This window comes from Sphingomonas sp. 1185 (assembly GCF_040544655.1).
Classification (GTDB): domain Bacteria; phylum Pseudomonadota; class Alphaproteobacteria; order Sphingomonadales; family Sphingomonadaceae; genus Sphingomonas.
The window spans coordinates 77,023-92,558 of record NZ_JBEPKL010000015.1; the positions used below are offsets into that span (position 1 = coordinate 77,023).

Below are 15,536 nucleotides of genomic sequence, written 5' to 3' on the forward strand. Positions count from 1 at the left end.
GCCCCTTTCCCGCCCATGCGGGGAAGGGGCCGGAGTGTGCGTTCATGATCCCCGTCATTTTCGGCCTGTCGGGCCCGGTGCTGACCCCCGACGAGCGGGCGTTCTTCGCCGCGGTCGAACCGGTGGGTTATATCCTGTTCAAGCGCAACATCGTCGACCGGGCGCAGGTCCGTGCGCTGACCGACAGCTTGCGCGCGCTGGCGGGGCGTGACGATCTGGCGATCCTGATCGATCAGGAAGGCGGCCGGGTCGCGCGCATGGGGCCGCCCGAATGGCCTGCTTTCCCCGCCGGGCCGGTCTTTGCCCGGTTGTACGAGACCGCGCCGATGTCGGCGATCCAGGCGATGCGCGCCAATGGCCAGGCGCTGGGCCTGATGCTGCGCGAGGTCGGGATCAGCGTCGATTGCGCGCCGCTGCTCGACGTGATGCAGCCGGATACGACCGAGGCGATCGCCTGCCGCGCTTACGGTGCCGAGCCGATGCAGGTCGCGGCGCTCGGCCGTGCGATGCTCGAGGGGCTGGCGGCGGCGGGCGTCGTCGGCGTGGTCAAGCATATGCCCGGCCATGGCCGCGCGCTGGTCGACTCGCATCACCTCCTGCCCACCGTCACCGCGAGCGAAGCGGAGCTGGCGGTCGATCTCGAACCCTTCGGCACGCTGGCTGCCGCGCCGATGGGCATGACCAGCCATATCGTGTTCGAGGCCTGGGACGCCGAGCGCCCCGCGACGCTGTCGCCGACCGTGATCGAGCGGATCATCCGGGGGCGGATCGGGTTCGACGGGCTGTTGATGACCGACGATATCGACATGAAGGCGCTGAGCGGTACGGCGGGCGAGAAGGCGGCAGGCGCGCTGGCGGCGGGATGCGACCTCGTGCTCGATTGCTGGGCGCGGATGGATGAGATGGTCGAGATTGCGGGCCGGGTGCCCGCCATCACCGACGCGGCCCGCGCCCGGCTCAACCGCGCGATGGCGAGTGTCGGTCCGGGGGAGGGCGATTTCGCCGAACTGATCGCGCGCCGCGACGCGCTGCTGGCGCTGGCGGAATAGGAGCCCCTCCGATCCTCCCCATCGAAGATGGGGAGGGGGACCGCGCCCGCAGGGCGTGGTGGAGGGGTGGCGGCGTCAGCCGCCGTCTGCGACGGCGCCCCTCCACCATCGCTATGCGATGGTCACCCTCCCCAAGCAGGCTTGGGGAGGATCGGGGTGGCGATGGGCCGGTTTCCCAATTCCTTTCCAAGCGATGCACGGGGCCGCACTTCGCAAGGGGTGGACGCTCGGCCCCCCTTCCGCTTTGGAAAGATAAACCCCGCCCGTCTCGCCATGGCTTCGCATCGCCGCTAAGCTGGCGCATGATGACGGGGGAACAGCTGACGCTTGATCTGGACGGGTGGGAAGGGCCGCTCGACCTGTTGCTGTCGTTGGCGCGTTCGCAAAAGGTCGATCTGCGGCAGATTTCGATCCTGGCGCTGGTCGAGCAATATCTGCGTTTCATCGACCGGGCGGGGCGGATGCAGCTGGAACTGGCCGCCGATTATCTGGTGATGGCGGCGTGGCTGGCCTATCTCAAATCCTCGCTGCTGCTGCCCCGCCAGCCCGAGGAGGAGCCGGACCCCGAGGACCTGGCGCTGCGGCTGCAACTCCGGCTGGAGCGGCTGGCGGCGATGCGCGAGGTGGGGGCGCGGCTGATGGCGCGCGACCGGCTGGGCCGCGACGTCTTCGCGCGCGGCGCGCCCGAGGGGCTGGCGGTGCAGCGCAAGGCGCAGTGGCAGGCCGGGCTCTATGACCTGATCGCCGCCTATGGCCGGATCAACGCGCGCACCCGCCCGGTCATGCATGTCGTCGCGGACCGGCAGGTGATGACGCTGGAGGCGGCGCTGGACCGCGTGTCGATGCTGGTCGGCAGCCGGATCGACTGGTCGGCGATCGAGACGTTCCTGCCCGACGGCAGCGAGAGGCTGCGGCGTTCGGCGCTGGCGTCCAGCTTCCTCGCGGTCCTGGAACTGGCGCGGCAGGGCAAGGTCGAGCTGCGCCAGGCCGCGCCCTTCGCGCCGCTTCTGGTACGCCAGCCGCGATGAGCGCCATCGATCCGACCGTCCGCGCGGTGGAAGCGGTGCTGTTCGCCTCGCCCGAGCCGATGAGCGTGGATTCGATCCGCGCCCATGTCGGCGTGACGAAGGGGGCGGCCGACATCCGTGCCGCGCTGGACACGCTGGAGGCGCATTATGCCGGGCGCGGGATCGCGCTGGTGCGGCGCGGCGACCGCTGGCATTTCCAGACCGCGCCCGATCTCGCCCATCTGCTGCGCCGCGACCGCGAGGAGATGCGCCGCCTGTCGCGCGCGGGTATCGAGACGCTGGCGATCATCGCCTATCACGAACCCGTCAGCCGCGCCGAGATCGAGGCGATCCGCGGCGTCGCCATTTCCAAGGGGACGCTGGACGTGCTGATGGAGGCGGGCTGGGTGCGGCCCGCGGGGCGGCGCGAGGTGCCGGGGCGGCCGCTGATCTATGCCACGACGCCCGCTTTTCTCCAGCATTTCGGGCTGACCAGCCGGCGCGATCTGCCCGGCCTGGAGGATCTGCGCGCGGCCGGGCTGCTCGATCCCGTCGATCTGGCGCTGGAGCGGCTGGAGGATGAGGAGGAGGCCGCATCCGATGCGTCGCCGGAGGGCGATTGAGCTTTTCTTTGCGTCACGCCCACGTCACAATGAGGCGGCACGGCTCCTTGCTCCCCGTTCGGGGCTTTGCACGCATCGCTGAACCATTGCCGCTGGCGATGCCAAGGCCTAGATAGACCATGAATTCCCAGGAGACGTGCCATGGGCAGCTTTAGCCCGATTCACCTTCTCGTCCTCGCGATCGTCGCCATCCTTCTGCTCGGCGGCGGCCGCTTCTCCAACCTGATGGGCGATGTCGCCAAGGGTGTGAAGAACTTCAAGAAGGGCATGGCCGAAGAGGACGAAAAGCCCGCCAAGCCGTCCGCCCGGATCGAGGCGCAGAAGTCGGCCGAGCCCGCCTTCGACCGTGATGGCGAGCGCGTGCGCGACGATCGCTGATCGCGTCCGCCAGCTGATACCGGACGTCCATGTTCAATATCGACTCCAGCGAGTTCCTGCTCGTCGCCATCGTCGCGCTGGTCGTGATCGGTCCCAAGGATCTGCCCAAGGCGATGCGCGTCGTCGGCTATTGGGTCGGCAAGGCGCGCGGCGTCTCGCGCCAGTTCCGGCAGGGCTTCGACAATATGGTCCGCGAGGCCGAGCTGGAGGAAATGGAAAAGCGCTGGGCGGCGGAGAATGAGCGGATCATGCGCGAGCATGCCGCCGAGGTGCCGCCGGTCGTCGATCCCGCGCCCGATCACACGGTGCCGGATCACGCCGCGCCCGTCCCCGCCTTGCCCGACGCCGCCTTGTCTGACCCCCACGCGTCCGCGCACGAGGATCACAGCGATCGGCCGGTGATGGTCGAGAAGCCCGTCGTCGCCCCCGCGCCCGCCGATCCCGCCGCGCATCCGGCCCCGCGCCCCAATGAAGGGGCGGCGTCGTGACCGACCATGACGAGATCGACGCCAGCCGCGCGCCCCTGCTCGACCATCTGATCGAGCTTCGTCGTCGGCTGCTCTATTGCATCGTCGCGATCGCGCTGGGCTTCGGCGTGTCGATGTATTTCTCGGAGTCGATCTTCGGCTTCCTCGCCAAGCCGCTGCTGGCGGCCGGGCAGGGCAAGCTGGTCTATACCGAGATTTTCGAGGCGTTTTTCGTTCAGGTGAAGGTCGCCTTCTTCGCCGCGATGATGATCGCCTTTCCGGTGATCGCCAACCAGCTGTGGCAGTTCGTCGCGCCGGGGCTGTACCGCAAGGAAAAGCGCGCGCTGCTGCCCTTCCTGCTGGCGACGCCGGTGCTGTTCCTGATGGGCGCGGCGATGGCCTATTATATCGCCATCCCGATGGCGCTGCATTTCCTGCTGGGCTTTGACGGGGTCGTCGGCGGCGTGCGGCGCGAGGCCTTGCCCGCCATCGGCAATTACCTGTCCTTCATCATGCAGTTCCTGTTCGCCTTTGGCCTGGCGTTCCTGTTGCCGGTGCTGCTGATGCTGCTGGAGCGGGCGGGCATCGTGACGCGCAAGCAGCTGATCGGGGCGCGGCGCTATGCGATCGTGGCGGCGACCGCGATCGCGGCGGTGTTGACCCCGCCTGACCTGATGTCGCAGGTGCTGCTCGCGGTGCCGCTCATCATCCTCTACGAACTGGCGATCATCGGCATCTGGTTCACCGAACGGAGCCGGGCCAGACAGGTGCCCGAAGAGGAAGCCGATGCGGGGGCGTGATGTCGATGTGGATGGTTCTGGAAAGGCCTCGGTGAGAACCGGGGCCTTTTTCTTTGGTGCTCGCTTGGCCTTCGACTTCGCTCAGGCTGAACGGAGCGAGGGAAGGGCTCCAAGGCCCCAAACGGCGTTCAGCCTGAGCGAAGTCGAAGGCCACAGACTGAACCCCAACAAAAAAGGCCCCGGCGAAACCGCCAGGGCCTTTCCTGTCTTCAGCCGGGTGAAGGGCTTACTTGGCGTCGTCCGCCGTCTTGGCGACGGTGTTGCCCGCCGAGCTCACGTCGCGACCCACGCCCTCGACGGTGTTGCATGCGCTGACCAGCAACGCACCGGCGACGATTGCCAGACCCATGAGCTTACGCATTCTCAGTCTCCTTTGTGAAATCCTTGCGCGTCCAATGCGTCAACACGGCATTCGTTCCGGCCCTGTCACGGGTGGCGACTCGGGCGGCGAAGCGGCGGAGTCTCGGACTGCGGAAAAGATTAAGGCCTGGAAGCGTCACCGGGGGGGGGGAGGGTGGACGCTTCCAGGCCTATGGCTTGGATAGCGAGAGCGGGGGGGCATAAGTTCGCTATCCGAAGAGCAGAACCCTCTGCCGGGGCAAGGGTTCCCGGCTTTTTCGCAGTTGCGAATCTTTTTCGCCGATTTTTCAGTCGCGCCCGACGATCGCGATGGAAATCTCATAGGCGCCGGTCAGCGGATCATGGTGCAACGGCGCACGAAGCTGCCGCGCCAGCCCCTCCATGACCCGGCCATAGCGCTTGCCGATCAGGTGCCGCAGCTCGTCGGTTTCGACCAGCGCGCGCGATACGACGCGGACAACCGCGCGGCCTTCCTGCTCGGCGGGCTTGACCGCGACGCGGATCTGCGCGGCGGGGTCGCAATTCATCGCCAGCTCGATCGTCTCGGTGACGAGGAAGGCGACCGCGACCGCCACGTCCTGGTTCACCAGAAGCGGCGCGACGTCGAGCGAGATGCCGATCCCGGCGGCGTTCTCCGGCGCGGTGGCGCGGATGTTCGCCGCCAGCTCGCCGATCATCGTCCGCAGGTTCAGCCCGCGATTTTCCTCCAGCTCGGCGAAGTGGTGGCGATGCACCACCGCCAGCGCATCGACGCGTCGCTGGATCGAGGAATAGGCGGCCATCGCCTCCGGCCCCGTCGCGCCGCGCGCGTGGAAGTTGATCAGGCTGGAGATGACCTGGAGATTGTTCTTCACCCGGTGATGGACTTCGCGGGTCAGCTTGGTCTGGCGGACCAGCCCTTCGGCCAGTCCGGCCTCGTGGGTGGCGACCGTCTGGGTGATCGCCTCGAACGTATCGGCCAGGTCGCGGATTTCCTGGGCGGGCGCGGCCTCCACCTGCGAGATGTCGAGCGTCTCGCCCGGCTGATAGGCGGCGACGATCCCGCGCAGCTGGCGCAGGGGGCGGATGAGCAGGCGGTCGACGATGAACCAGCCCAGCACCACGGCGGCCAGCCACATCAGCAGCGGCAGCGCGAGCGCGACGATCAGCGAGGAGGTGATCGGCGCGCTGGGGGCCGAGGTCCGCAGCACCAGGCCGCCAATGCCCAGCTCGGTCCGGATCGACTTCATCCGCCCGAGCGCGCCCCGGCCGGGCAGGCTGGCCAGCGGCAGGGATTCGCCGTCCAGCTCGATCACCGATGCGACCGCGCTGGTGTGATTGCTCTGGTCAATCAGCGTGCGCAGGAAGGGCAGGGGGAAGAAGGCGCGCGCCTGGGTCCGGCCGTCCTGATGCACGACCGACAGGACCAGGCCCTGTCCGGCCAGGATATCGGCGCCGATCGGCGATCCGTCGGCCAGCACCGGCAGCGCGGCGGGCAGCGGGTCGCCGCACAGCGTCTTGCCCGTCCGGTCGGTGATGAGGAAGCGCGCGCCGGTCATCGACTGTTGCGCGAACACACCCTGGGCGCGGGCGCAGCTGGGCATGTCGAGCGGGTCCTGGCCCAGCGCACGGACCGCGACGCGCAGCGCGGTCATGTCGCCGACCAGTTCGGTGGCGATGGCGCGCGCATCCTCGTTCGCGGCGATGCGCAGGCGGCCGCTCGCCTCGCTGTCGGCCAGCCGGGTCGTCTGCAACGTGGCAAAGACCGCGATGGCCGCCAGGATCAGCAGCGTGCTGCCCAGCACCAGAACGAGCTTCGCGCCCGTGGTCAGGCGCGGTGCCGGGACCGGGGGGCGTTCGACGGGGTTAGCCGGGGCGGGAATGATGGGGGCGTTGGCCATGCGGCCGGATCGTCAGTCCAGCTTGCTGAGAAGGTCAAGCATCTCGTCAGGAATCTTTTCGTCGACGGTCTTCTGATATGCTTGGCGCAGGGCCGAGCCGGCATCCTTCTCGCCACCGTTTTCGGGCGTCGAGGAAGGCGTCTTCTTGGTCTTGTTGCCCAAACTCAAAATATCCCCCTGCACGACCCACTAGCGGGGCAACCGACGCAATGGCGACCCAATCGCGCCGCCGGTCGGCGTTACGCCAGAGCCATAGTTGATGTGGCGATGAAACCAAATTCGATCTGGTTGGTTCCCGATGCGATACGAAAAAACCGGACGGACGTCCATGCGGCGCGTCGATCGGGGATTTCGGAGAAAACGGCATTGAAAACACGCGCGGCGGCCAGCACATCAGGCTTTCGCGAATACCTCAGGGAGTGATCATTACCCATGTCGCTTGGACAGCAGCTTGCGCCCCATCTTCCCTTCCTGCGGCGCTATGGCCGGGCCCTGACCGGCAGCCAGATGCACGGCGACAAATATGTCCGCGCCACGCTGGAGGCGATCGTCGCGGCCCCCGACCAGTTTCCGCGCGACGTCGATCCGCGCCTGGGCCTTTACCGCATGTTCCAGGGCATCTGGTCGTCGGCCAATTACGACGAACTGGACAATGACGGCGTCGATGCCGACGGCAATGAGGGCGTGGCGCGCGCCCGGCTGGCGCGGATGACCCCGCTGTCGCGCCAGGCGCTGCTGCTGACCGCGATGGAGGGCTTCACGCCCGAGGACGCGGCCTATCTGATCGATGTCGAGCCGAGCGAGGTCGAGAATCTCGTATCCGAGGCGCTGGCCGAGATCGAGAAGCAGACCCGCGCCCGCGTCCTCATCATCGAGGACGAGCCGATCATCGCGATGGATATCGAGACGATCGTCCGCGACCTGGGGCATGAGGTGACCGGCGTCGCCGTGACCCGCGACGAGGCGGTGGCGCTGGCGATGGAAGACCGGCCCGGCCTGGTGCTGGCCGACATCCAGCTGGCCGACGACAGTTCGGGTATCGACGCGGTCAAGGACATCCTGGCCGAGTTCGAGGTGCCGGTGATCTTCATCACCGCCTTCCCCGAGCGTCTGTTGACCGGCGAGCGTCCCGAGCCGACCTTCCTCATCACCAAGCCGTTCCAGCGGTCGACGGTGAAGGCGGCGATCAGCCAGGCGCTGTTCTTCGACCAGAGCACCGTTCCGGCCGAGTAAGGTCGCCAGGACGAAAGATCATCGGTTACGGACCCAAAACGGTCGATAGGCGTTGAGGTGGACATGGCTGATCCCGAACATCCCATCCATGTCTCCAAGGAAGACGCGAGGGCAGGATCGACCCCGCATGTGACGCGGTACATCCTGCCCATATCGCTGGTGCTGGTCATCGCGATCTTTGCCTGGCTGGTGCTCCGCTGATCGCGATACGGCCTCTGGGCGGGTCCATTATAGCTTTGGACCGGCTGGCAATTTTGGGCCCCCAACCCTATATTTCGAAACGGTCGCGCATGCGGCCGCTTCCGACGATCGGATTTTCATGACGCAGCCACTGATGCAGGACGATATCGAGGTCGACGCCCCCGTCGAGCACGTCGCCCTGTCCGATTCCGAGTTCAAGACCGAGCTGGCGCGCGTGATTCCCCATCTTCGCGCATTCGGGCGCTCGCTGTCGGGCAGCCGCGATCTGGCCGATGATCTGGTGCAGGAAACGCTGCTCAAGGCCTGGGCGGCGCGCAAGCGGTTCCAGGCGGGCACCAATATGCGGGCCTGGACCTTCATCATCCTGCGTAACCTCTATCTCTCGCAGATGCGCCGCGCGCGCTTCAAGGGCGAGTGGGACGATCTGGTCGCCGACCGCATCCTCGCGGCCCCCGCCAGCCAGGACCGTCATGTCGAGCTGGGCGACATGCAGCGTGCGCTGATGCACCTGCCGCAGCCGCAACGCGAGGCGCTGATCCTCGTCGGCGCGGGTGGCTTCGCCTATGAGGAAGCGGCGGAAATCTGCAACGTCGCGGTCGGCACGATCAAGAGCCGGGTCGCACGGGGCCGCGTCGCGCTGGAGGCGATCCTGAGCGAAGGCGCCTTGCCCTCGCGTCGCCTGCACGAAACCGACAGCAGCAAGACCGCGCTCGACAGCATCATGGGCGATGTCGACCAGCTAAGCGGCGGCCGCTAAGCCAACCCGACGAATTTTCCGGCCGCTCTGCCCGATGGGGTAGGGCGGCCGTTTTCATGACCTGGGGCCGGGCCGACATGGCATACCAGCCCGAGCATCGCGGTCGGATCAGTGGCGTTGGGCGGATTCGTCCAGTCGCGCGAGCAGGCGGACCCAATGGTCGGGCAGGCGCAACGGATCGGAAAAGGCGGCGCGCAACGCGCAGCCGATATCGTCCACCCGCCGGGGGGCGGGAACGATATGGATAGGTCCGGTCCATGCTTCTGTGCTCGTCATGCCATCATAACGGATGAGGGCTTGACAGGTTGCAAAAATTGTGAAGCTGCTTCGTTAACCTTGGGGAAAGCCTTTTGCGGTGCGCGCGCAAGAGGGTAGAAGCAGGGGCATGAATGTCCCCGCCTGTTCGCAACTGCCCGATGCCCTCGACCGGGCGCGGCGTCATTCCCCCTTTCTGGCGATGTTGCTCGACCGCGAGCCGGAAATCGCAGCGATGGCCAGCGAAGGGCGGCTGGCCGATCTGCCGATGCTCGACCCCACGCTGCCGGTCGGCACCGCGCTGCGGCGGCGGCGGCGCGCGCTGGCGCTGACCGTCGCGCTGGGTGATCTGGCGGGCATCTATGACCTGACCGAAGTGACCCGCCGGCTGACCGACTTTGCCGACGAGGCGCTGTCTCACGCGATCCGCGCGGCGATCCTGGAGCGGACGCCGGATGCCGAGCCGGTCGGCTTCGCCGCCATCGCGCTGGGGAAGCAGGGCAGCCGCGAGCTCAACTATTCCTCCGATATCGACCCCATCCTGATCTTCGACCCCGAGACATTGCCCCGCCGCCCGCGCGAGGAACCCGAAGAGGCGGCGGTGCGGATCGGCAAGCGGGTGGTCGAACTGCTCCAGGCGCGTGACGGCGATGGCTATGTGCTGCGCGTCGATCTGCGGCTGCGCCCCTCGCCCGAGGCGACGCCGATCGCGATTCCCGTCGAAGGGGCGATCGCCTATTATGAAAGCCAGGCGCTGACCTGGGAGCGCGCGGCGTTCATCCGTGCGCGCGCGGCGGCGGGGGACATGGCGCTGGGTCAGCGTTTCCTCGACGCGATTCGACCCTTCGTCTGGCGCCGCGCGCTCGATTTCGGGGCGGTGGGCGAAATCCGCGACCTGACCCGGCGGATTCGCGATCACCATGCGCAGGGGCAGGCGCTGGGCCCCGGCTATGACCTGAAGCGCGGGCGCGGCGGGATTCGCGAGATCGAGTTCTTCGCGCAGATTCACCAGCTGATCCATGGCGGCCGCGACCCGTCGCTGCGCGCGCCCGCCACCCGCGACGCGCTGGCGCGGCTGGCCGAGGCGGGGCGGATCGATCCGGGCGAGGCGGCGGCGCTGTCCGACGCCTATGTCCTGCTGCGCACCATCGAGCACCGGGTGCAGATGATCGACGACCGCCAGACTCACCAGCTGCCCAAAAGCGAGGCGCTCGACCGGGTGGCGCATCTGCACGGGCTGGCGGACGGCGCGACGCTGGTCGCGACGCTGGCCCCGGTCACCGCGCGGGTGGGGCAATGCTATGATGCGCTGGACGCCGACGAGCGGCCGCGGCTGCCGCACGACCCGGTGCTGCTGGGCGAACGGCTGGTCGCGGCGGGCCTGCGCGATATTGAGGCGGCGGCGCGGCGGATCGCGGCCTGGCGTGGCGGCGACTATCCCGCGCTGCGCAGCCCGGCCGCACGCGAGGCGCTCGACGCGGTGCTGCCCACCCTGGTCGAGGCGCTGGGCGAGGCGCCCGATCCGGATGCCGCGCTGCTCAAGCTCGATTCGCTGTTCGAGCGGATGACGAGCGCGATCAACATCTTCCGTCTGCTGGAGGCGCGGCCTGGGCTCGCCAGCCTGACCGTCGCGATCCTCAGCCATGCCGCACCGCTGGCGACCGAACTGGCGCGGCGACCGGCCTTGCTCGACGGGCTGATCGACGCTTCGGCCTTCGAGCCACTGCCCGCGATCGCGGTCCTCGAAAGCGCGATGCGGGGCGGCGAGGCGGGGCAGGATTATCAGGACCGGCTGGACCATGTCCGCCGCGTCGTCGGCGAGCTGCGGTTCGCGCTGGGCGCGCAGATCGTGGCGGGGCGTGCCGATCCGCTGGAGGTGGCGGGCGGCTATGCCCGCGTCGCCGAGGCGGCGGTCGGGGTGCTGGCGCAGGCGACGGTGGACGCATTCGTCGCGGCGCATGGCCGGGTGCCGGACAGCGAGCTGGTGATATTGGCGCTGGGCCGGATGGGCGGGGCGGCGCTGACCCATGCCTCGGACCTCGACCTCGTCTATTTGTTCACCGGCGATTTCGCGGCCGAGTCCGACGGTCCCAAGCCGCTGGGCGCGACGCTCTATTATAACCGGCTGGCACAGCGGGTGACGGCGGCCCTGTCGGTGCCGACCCAGGCGGGGCCGCTCTATCCGGTCGACACCCGGCTGCGCCCCTCGGGGACGCAGGGGCCGCTGGTCGTCTCGGTCGACAGTTTCGCGCGCTACCAGAGCGAGGATGCCTGGACCTGGGAGCATATGGCGCTGACCCGCGCGCGGCCGATCTTCGGATCGGCGGCGGCGCGCGCGGATGTCGCGGCGATCGTCGCCGATGTGCTGGGCGGCCGCCGCCCACCACGCGATGTGCAGGCCGAGGCGGGCGAGATGCGCCGCGAGATGGCGCGGCACAAGCCGCCGCAGGGGCCCTTCGACGTGAAGCTGCTGCCCGGCGGTCTGGTCGATCTGGAGTTTGCGGTGCATCGGACCCAGCTGGCCGAGCGGACCGGCTTTGCCCCCGATCTTGCGCAGGCGATCGCGGCGCTGGTGGGGCAGGGGCTGATGCCGCCCGCCATGGCGCAAGCACATGACGTGCTGACCCGCGCGCTGGTCGCCTTCCGCCTGCTAGTTCCCGATGGGCAGGAGCCGCCGGTCGCGACCCGCCCGCTGATCGCGCGCGCCATGGGGCTGGCCGATTGGGCGGCGGTGGTTGCCACGCTGGAGGCGACGCGGCAGGAGGTGCTCCACGTCTGGCAAGGAGAATGAAGCGATGGACAAGGGCGATCCGATTCCGGCGGTCACGGTGACCACGGCCGAGGGACAGCCGCTGGCGCTGGGCGAGGTGGCGGGGCCGCTGGTCGTCTATTTCTACCCCAAGGACGATACGAGCGGCTGCACCCGCGAGGCGCAGGACTTCACCGCGCTGGCCGAGGGGTTCCGGGCGGCGGGCGTGCGGGTGATCGGCATCTCCAAGGACAGCCCCGCCAAGCACCAGAAATTCGCGGCGAAATACGAGCTGACCGTCGAACTCGCCAGCGACGAGGACGGCACGGCGTGCGAGGCGTTCGGCGTGTGGGGCGAGAAGAAGCTGTACGGCAAGACCTATATGGGAATCGAACGCGCGACCTTCCTGTTCGATCGCGAGGGGCGGCTGGCGACCAGCTGGCGCAGGGTGAAGGTGCCGGGACATGCCGAGGCCGTGCTGGAGGCGGCGCGCGCGCTTTGACCATGACCAGCCTGGCCGAGGCATGTGCGGCGGTGCTGCGCGAGAGCGACCCGCTGACCAAGGTGCGGCTGGCTCGTGCGGCGGCGCGGGCCTGGCGGCGCGGCGATCTGGCGCATCGGTTCGACGCGGCGATGCCCGACGCGCCGGGGCGGCCCCAGCGTCCCGAATTGCTGCCACCCAACCGGATGCCCAAGCGCGGGCGCGGCGGATCGGAAAAGGGACGGATCGCGCTGCTCCATGCGCTGGCGCATATCGAGTTCGCGGCGATCGACCTGGCCTTCGACGCGGCGGGCCGGTTCGGCGCGCAGTTTCCGCGCAGCTTCGCCGATGACTGGATTTCGGTCGGCGCGGACGAGGCGATGCACTTCGCGGTGCTGTATCGACGGCTGCGGGTGCTGGGGTCGGGTTATGGCGAGCTGCCCGCCCATGCCGGATTATGGGAGGCGGCCGAGGAAACCGCGCATGACGCGATGGCGCGGCTGGCGGTGGTGCCGCTGGTGCTGGAGGCGCGCGGGCTGGACGTCACGCCCGAGACGGTCGCGCGGGTCCGCGCCGGGGGCGACGAGGTGTCCGCGCGCATCCTCCAGCGCATCTATACCGACGAGATCCGCCATGTCGGATTCGGCGCCAAATGGTTCGGCTATCTCGCCGCGAACCATGACATCGCGCCCGCCGAGCATTGGCGGATGCTGGTCCGCCGCCACTTTCGCGGGGTCGTTAAGCCACCGTTCAACGACTCGGCGCGCGCCGCTGCCGGTCTGACGCGCGACTTCTATGCGCCCCTTGCGGACGAGGAACCTTCGACGGCACAAGCTGACCGTCTGTAACGCGGTGGGGCTGCGAAACAGCATTGGATGGACGAAAGCCGGGCGATCCCGACAATGGGTGCGCTCGGCCGGAAAATTGCCGGGGTTCGATGAAGCAGCGTCATACGTGGGGTAAATCGATTGCGGCACTCGTCGGAATCCTGACTGTCACCCTTTCCGGCCAGGGCGCCATCGCCGCCACCGGCCGTGCCGCCGCCACCCACAGCCCCGCCGGCCATGCCGCTCCCGCCAAGGCGGTCGGCGGCGAGTATATCCCCGCCAACAGCGCCGAAGCCTCCGCCGACCTGCGCACCGACCAGCAGTTCCGGACCCTGTTCCAGACCTGGAAGAAGATGGACTCGGTCCAGAAGGGCGTGATCGCCATTCCGTCGGTCCAGCCGGTCGAGCAGCTCAAGTTCACCAGCAATTTCGGCATCCGTTCCGACCCGTTCCGCGGCACCGCCGCGATGCATGCCGGGGTCGACATTCCCGGCCCGGTCGGCACCCCCATCTATGCCACCGCCGACGGCATCGTCGATCATGCCGGTTGGCAGGGCGGCTATGGCAATCTGGTCGAGATCAACCATGGCAAAGGTATCGCCACCCGCTATGGCCATTTGTCGAAGATCCTGGTCGCCGACGGCGCGCGGGTGACCCGCGGCCAGCTGATCGCGCTGATGGGCTCAACCGGCCGCTCGACCGGCCCGCACCTTCATTACGAGGTTCGCATGGACGGTCATGCGGTCAACCCGGTGCCCTTCCTGACCACCGGCGACTATCTGATGGCGTCGCAGGATCATGCGATCCACCAGATTCCGGTGTCGACCGACGGTCCCGCCGCGCAGGACTGATCGATATTTCTCCCCTGCAAGGGGAGGGGTACCATGCTCGACATGGTGGAGGGGTGTCTCGCTGGCCGCGACACCCCTTCGTCAGTCCTAAGGACGGCCACCTTCCCTTGCAGGGGAGGAATAGTGCGATCGGGATTGTTCACCCGGCCCCCTGCGCCTATCTGATCCCCATGGCCACCCAGATTTCCGACATCGCGCTGACTCCGTCCGCCGCCGCCCGCGTCGCGGCGATCGCCGAGCGGCAGAACAAGCCCGCCATCCTGCGCCTTTCGGTCGAAGGGGGCGGCTGTTCGGGCTTCCAGTATAAGTTCGGTCTGGCCGACAGCCCCGCCGAGGACGACACGGTCGCCGAGACCGACGGCGTCCGGCTGGTCGTCGACAGCATCAGCCTGGACCTCGTGCGCGGGGCGGAGGTCGATTATGTCGAATCGCTGGGCGGCGCGGCGTTTCGCGTGACCAATCCCAACGCGGCCTCGGGCTGCGGCTGCGGCACCAGCTTCGCGGTCTGACGTGAAGATCACCACCTACAATATCAACGGGATCAAGGCCCGTTTGCCCCGCCTGCTCGAATATCTGGCCGAGGCGGACGCCGATATCGTCTGTCTCCAGGAACTGAAGACCAGCGACGAAACCTTTCCCGCCGCCGAGATCGAGGCCGCGGGGTACGGCGCGGTCTGGCACGGGCAGAAGAGCTGGAACGGCGTCGCGGTGCTGGCGCGCGGCACCCAGCCGGTCGAGCGGCAGCGCGGGCTGGCGGGCGAGCCCGAGGACGAGCATAGCCGCTATCTGGAATGCCAGGTCGGTGATCTGGTCGTCGCCTCGCTTTATCTGCCCAACGGCAATCCGCAGCCGGGGCCCAAATTCGACTATAAGCTGCGCTGGATGGAGCGGCTGGCCGATCGGGCGCGGGCCTTGCTGGCCGAGGAAGTGCCCGCGGTGCTGGCGGGGGATTACAACGTCATCCCGAATGACGACGACACCTTCTCGGTGCCCGCCATGGCCAGCGATGCGCTGATGCAGCCGGAGAGCCGCGCGGCCTATCGCCGGTTGCTGGCGCAGGGCTGGACCGACTCGCTGCGCACCCGCGCGCCCAAGGGCGGGGTGTGGACCTTCTGGGACTATCAGGCCGGGTCGTGGCAGCGCGATGCGGGTTTCCGCATCGACCATCTGCTGCTCAGCCCGCAGGCGGCGGACCGGCTGGTCGATGCCGGGGTCGACAAAAGCTATCGCGGCCGGGAAAAGGCCAGCGACCACGCCCCGACCTGGGTGCGGCTGCGCGGCGACTGACGCCGGTCCGGGCCATCCCGGTTAAGGCTGGCCCCCGACGCGCCGTCCCCGTTTCCTAGGTTCCCGACATTCGCCGGGGACATTGAATCTAGGTCTATCGCCATTCAGCGCTGCCTTTCCCTCCCTCGCCCCTCGCAGAGGGGAGAGGGTTGCGCAGACTTGGTCTTTGCGAGAGCAAAGACTTAGTCGGAGCTGGGTGAGGGGTGGGCGCTCGCCCCGCGAGCGCGCGAGCCTTAGGGCTCGCTCAACCCCTCACCCAAGCTGCGCTAGAGCAAATTCCGATCAGTCTGCATCGTAACCGGCTGCGGCGAAGTAGTTGGCGCATTCGGCA

At 68.2% G+C, this 15,536-nt stretch carries 20 protein-coding genes; 15 read left to right on the forward strand and 5 right to left on the reverse strand.

Features of this window, described 5'->3' with window-relative positions:
* The first annotated feature begins 44 nt into the window (after positions 1 to 44).
* From ABIC44_RS11755 to tatC, 6 genes are all read left to right on the forward strand, one after another.
* Positions 45 to 1,049: a glycoside hydrolase family 3 N-terminal domain-containing protein gene (locus ABIC44_RS11755; protein ID WP_354295591.1), complete on the forward strand. Its 1,005-nt coding sequence runs from the start codon at positions 45 to 47 to the stop codon at positions 1,047 to 1,049.
* Positions 1,050 to 1,351: 302 nt separating this feature from the next.
* Complete coding sequence (locus ABIC44_RS11760) at positions 1,352 to 2,077, forward strand: segregation and condensation protein A (protein WP_307103417.1); 726 nt, start codon at positions 1,352 to 1,354, stop codon at positions 2,075 to 2,077.
* On the forward strand, positions 2,074 to 2,679 hold the full coding sequence (gene scpB / locus ABIC44_RS11765; protein WP_309693391.1) for an SMC-Scp complex subunit ScpB: 606 nt from the start codon (positions 2,074 to 2,076) through the stop codon (positions 2,677 to 2,679). Before ABIC44_RS11760 ends, scpB begins: the two co-directional genes overlap by 4 nt.
* Positions 2,680 to 2,820: 141 nt before the next feature.
* Positions 2,821 to 3,057 carry a Sec-independent protein translocase subunit TatA gene (locus ABIC44_RS11770; protein ID WP_007405493.1) on the forward strand — a complete coding sequence of 79 codons (237 nt, stop codon included), beginning with the start codon at positions 2,821 to 2,823 and terminating at the stop codon, positions 3,055 to 3,057.
* Positions 3,058 to 3,086: 29 nt separating this feature from the next.
* On the forward strand, positions 3,087 to 3,545 hold the full coding sequence (tatB, locus tag ABIC44_RS11775; protein ID WP_354295593.1) for a Sec-independent protein translocase protein TatB: 459 nt from the start codon (positions 3,087 to 3,089) through the stop codon (positions 3,543 to 3,545).
* Positions 3,542 to 4,324 carry a twin-arginine translocase subunit TatC gene (tatC, locus tag ABIC44_RS11780; protein WP_354295595.1) on the forward strand — a complete coding sequence of 261 codons (783 nt, stop codon included), beginning with the start codon at positions 3,542 to 3,544 and terminating at the stop codon, positions 4,322 to 4,324. The genes tatB and tatC overlap by 4 nt, the downstream gene beginning before the upstream one ends.
* 226 nt (positions 4,325 to 4,550) lie before the next feature.
* On the opposite strand, the gene ABIC44_RS11785 is transcribed toward tatC, so the two are convergent.
* The 4 genes from ABIC44_RS11785 to ABIC44_RS11800 all read right to left on the reverse strand — a co-directional run bounded on the left by ABIC44_RS11785 (position 4,551) and on the right by ABIC44_RS11800 (position 6,998).
* Positions 4,551 to 4,685, reverse strand: coding sequence for an entericidin A/B family lipoprotein (locus ABIC44_RS11785; RefSeq protein ID WP_007405456.1), 135 nt, complete (start codon positions 4,683 to 4,685; stop codon positions 4,551 to 4,553).
* 286 nt (positions 4,686 to 4,971) lie between these two features.
* Positions 4,972 to 6,564 carry a sensor histidine kinase gene (locus tag ABIC44_RS11790; RefSeq protein WP_354295596.1) on the reverse strand — a complete coding sequence of 531 codons (1,593 nt, stop codon included), beginning with the start codon at positions 6,562 to 6,564 and terminating at the stop codon, positions 4,972 to 4,974.
* Between the two features lie 12 nt (positions 6,565 to 6,576).
* Positions 6,577 to 6,732, reverse strand: coding sequence for a NepR family anti-sigma factor (locus ABIC44_RS11795; RefSeq protein WP_354295597.1), 156 nt, complete (start codon positions 6,730 to 6,732; stop codon positions 6,577 to 6,579).
* A 71-nt stretch (positions 6,733 to 6,803) separates the two neighbouring features.
* The gene (locus ABIC44_RS11800; RefSeq protein ID WP_354295599.1) at positions 6,804 to 6,998 is read right to left on the reverse strand and encodes a hypothetical protein; all 195 of its coding nucleotides are present in this window, start codon (positions 6,996 to 6,998) and stop codon (positions 6,804 to 6,806) included.
* On the opposite strand from ABIC44_RS11800, the gene ABIC44_RS11805 reads away from it, so the two are divergent.
* The 3 genes from ABIC44_RS11805 to ABIC44_RS11815 all read left to right on the forward strand — a co-directional run bounded on the left by ABIC44_RS11805 (position 6,997) and on the right by ABIC44_RS11815 (position 8,755).
* Complete coding sequence (locus tag ABIC44_RS11805) at positions 6,997 to 7,797, forward strand: response regulator (RefSeq protein WP_183951702.1); 801 nt, start codon at positions 6,997 to 6,999, stop codon at positions 7,795 to 7,797. The two genes, ABIC44_RS11800 and ABIC44_RS11805, sit on opposite strands and share 2 nt — an antisense overlap.
* 63 nt (positions 7,798 to 7,860) lie before the next feature.
* Complete coding sequence (locus ABIC44_RS11810) at positions 7,861 to 7,998, forward strand: hypothetical protein (RefSeq protein WP_307103430.1); 138 nt, start codon at positions 7,861 to 7,863, stop codon at positions 7,996 to 7,998.
* 118 nt (positions 7,999 to 8,116) lie between these two features.
* Positions 8,117 to 8,755: a sigma-70 family RNA polymerase sigma factor gene (locus tag ABIC44_RS11815; RefSeq protein WP_354295601.1), complete on the forward strand. Its 639-nt coding sequence runs from the start codon at positions 8,117 to 8,119 to the stop codon at positions 8,753 to 8,755.
* Between the two features lie 108 nt (positions 8,756 to 8,863).
* On the opposite strand, the gene ABIC44_RS11820 is transcribed toward ABIC44_RS11815, so the two are convergent.
* Positions 8,864 to 9,031 (reverse strand): hypothetical protein, encoded by a 168-nt coding sequence (locus ABIC44_RS11820; protein ID WP_354295602.1) that lies wholly within the window; start codon positions 9,029 to 9,031, stop codon positions 8,864 to 8,866.
* Positions 9,032 to 9,140: 109 nt separating this feature from the next.
* Between ABIC44_RS11820 and ABIC44_RS11825 the strand changes: the two genes are divergently transcribed.
* The 6 genes from ABIC44_RS11825 (at position 9,141) to xth (ending at position 15,205) form a co-directional block, all read left to right on the forward strand.
* Complete coding sequence (locus ABIC44_RS11825) at positions 9,141 to 11,801, forward strand: bifunctional [glutamine synthetase] adenylyltransferase/[glutamine synthetase]-adenylyl-L-tyrosine phosphorylase (RefSeq protein WP_354295603.1); 2,661 nt, start codon at positions 9,141 to 9,143, stop codon at positions 11,799 to 11,801.
* Between the two features lie 4 nt (positions 11,802 to 11,805).
* Positions 11,806 to 12,261 (forward strand): peroxiredoxin, encoded by a 456-nt coding sequence (locus tag ABIC44_RS11830; RefSeq protein WP_354295604.1) that lies wholly within the window; start codon positions 11,806 to 11,808, stop codon positions 12,259 to 12,261.
* Positions 12,262 to 12,263: 2 nt separating this feature from the next.
* Entirely contained in the window at positions 12,264 to 13,088 is an 825-nt protein-coding gene (locus tag ABIC44_RS11835; RefSeq protein WP_354295613.1) for a ferritin-like domain-containing protein, read from the forward strand.
* Positions 13,089 to 13,177: 89 nt separating this feature from the next.
* Positions 13,178 to 13,918, forward strand: coding sequence for a M23 family metallopeptidase (locus tag ABIC44_RS11840; protein WP_309693425.1), 741 nt, complete (start codon positions 13,178 to 13,180; stop codon positions 13,916 to 13,918).
* Between the two features lie 170 nt (positions 13,919 to 14,088).
* The gene (gene erpA / locus ABIC44_RS11845; protein WP_354295606.1) at positions 14,089 to 14,427 is read left to right on the forward strand and encodes an iron-sulfur cluster insertion protein ErpA; all 339 of its coding nucleotides are present in this window, start codon (positions 14,089 to 14,091) and stop codon (positions 14,425 to 14,427) included.
* 1 nt (position 14,428) lies between these two features.
* Complete coding sequence (gene xth / locus ABIC44_RS11850; RefSeq protein ID WP_354295608.1) at positions 14,429 to 15,205, forward strand: exodeoxyribonuclease III; 777 nt, start codon at positions 14,429 to 14,431, stop codon at positions 15,203 to 15,205.
* The last annotated feature ends 331 nt before the right edge of the window (positions 15,206 to 15,536 follow it).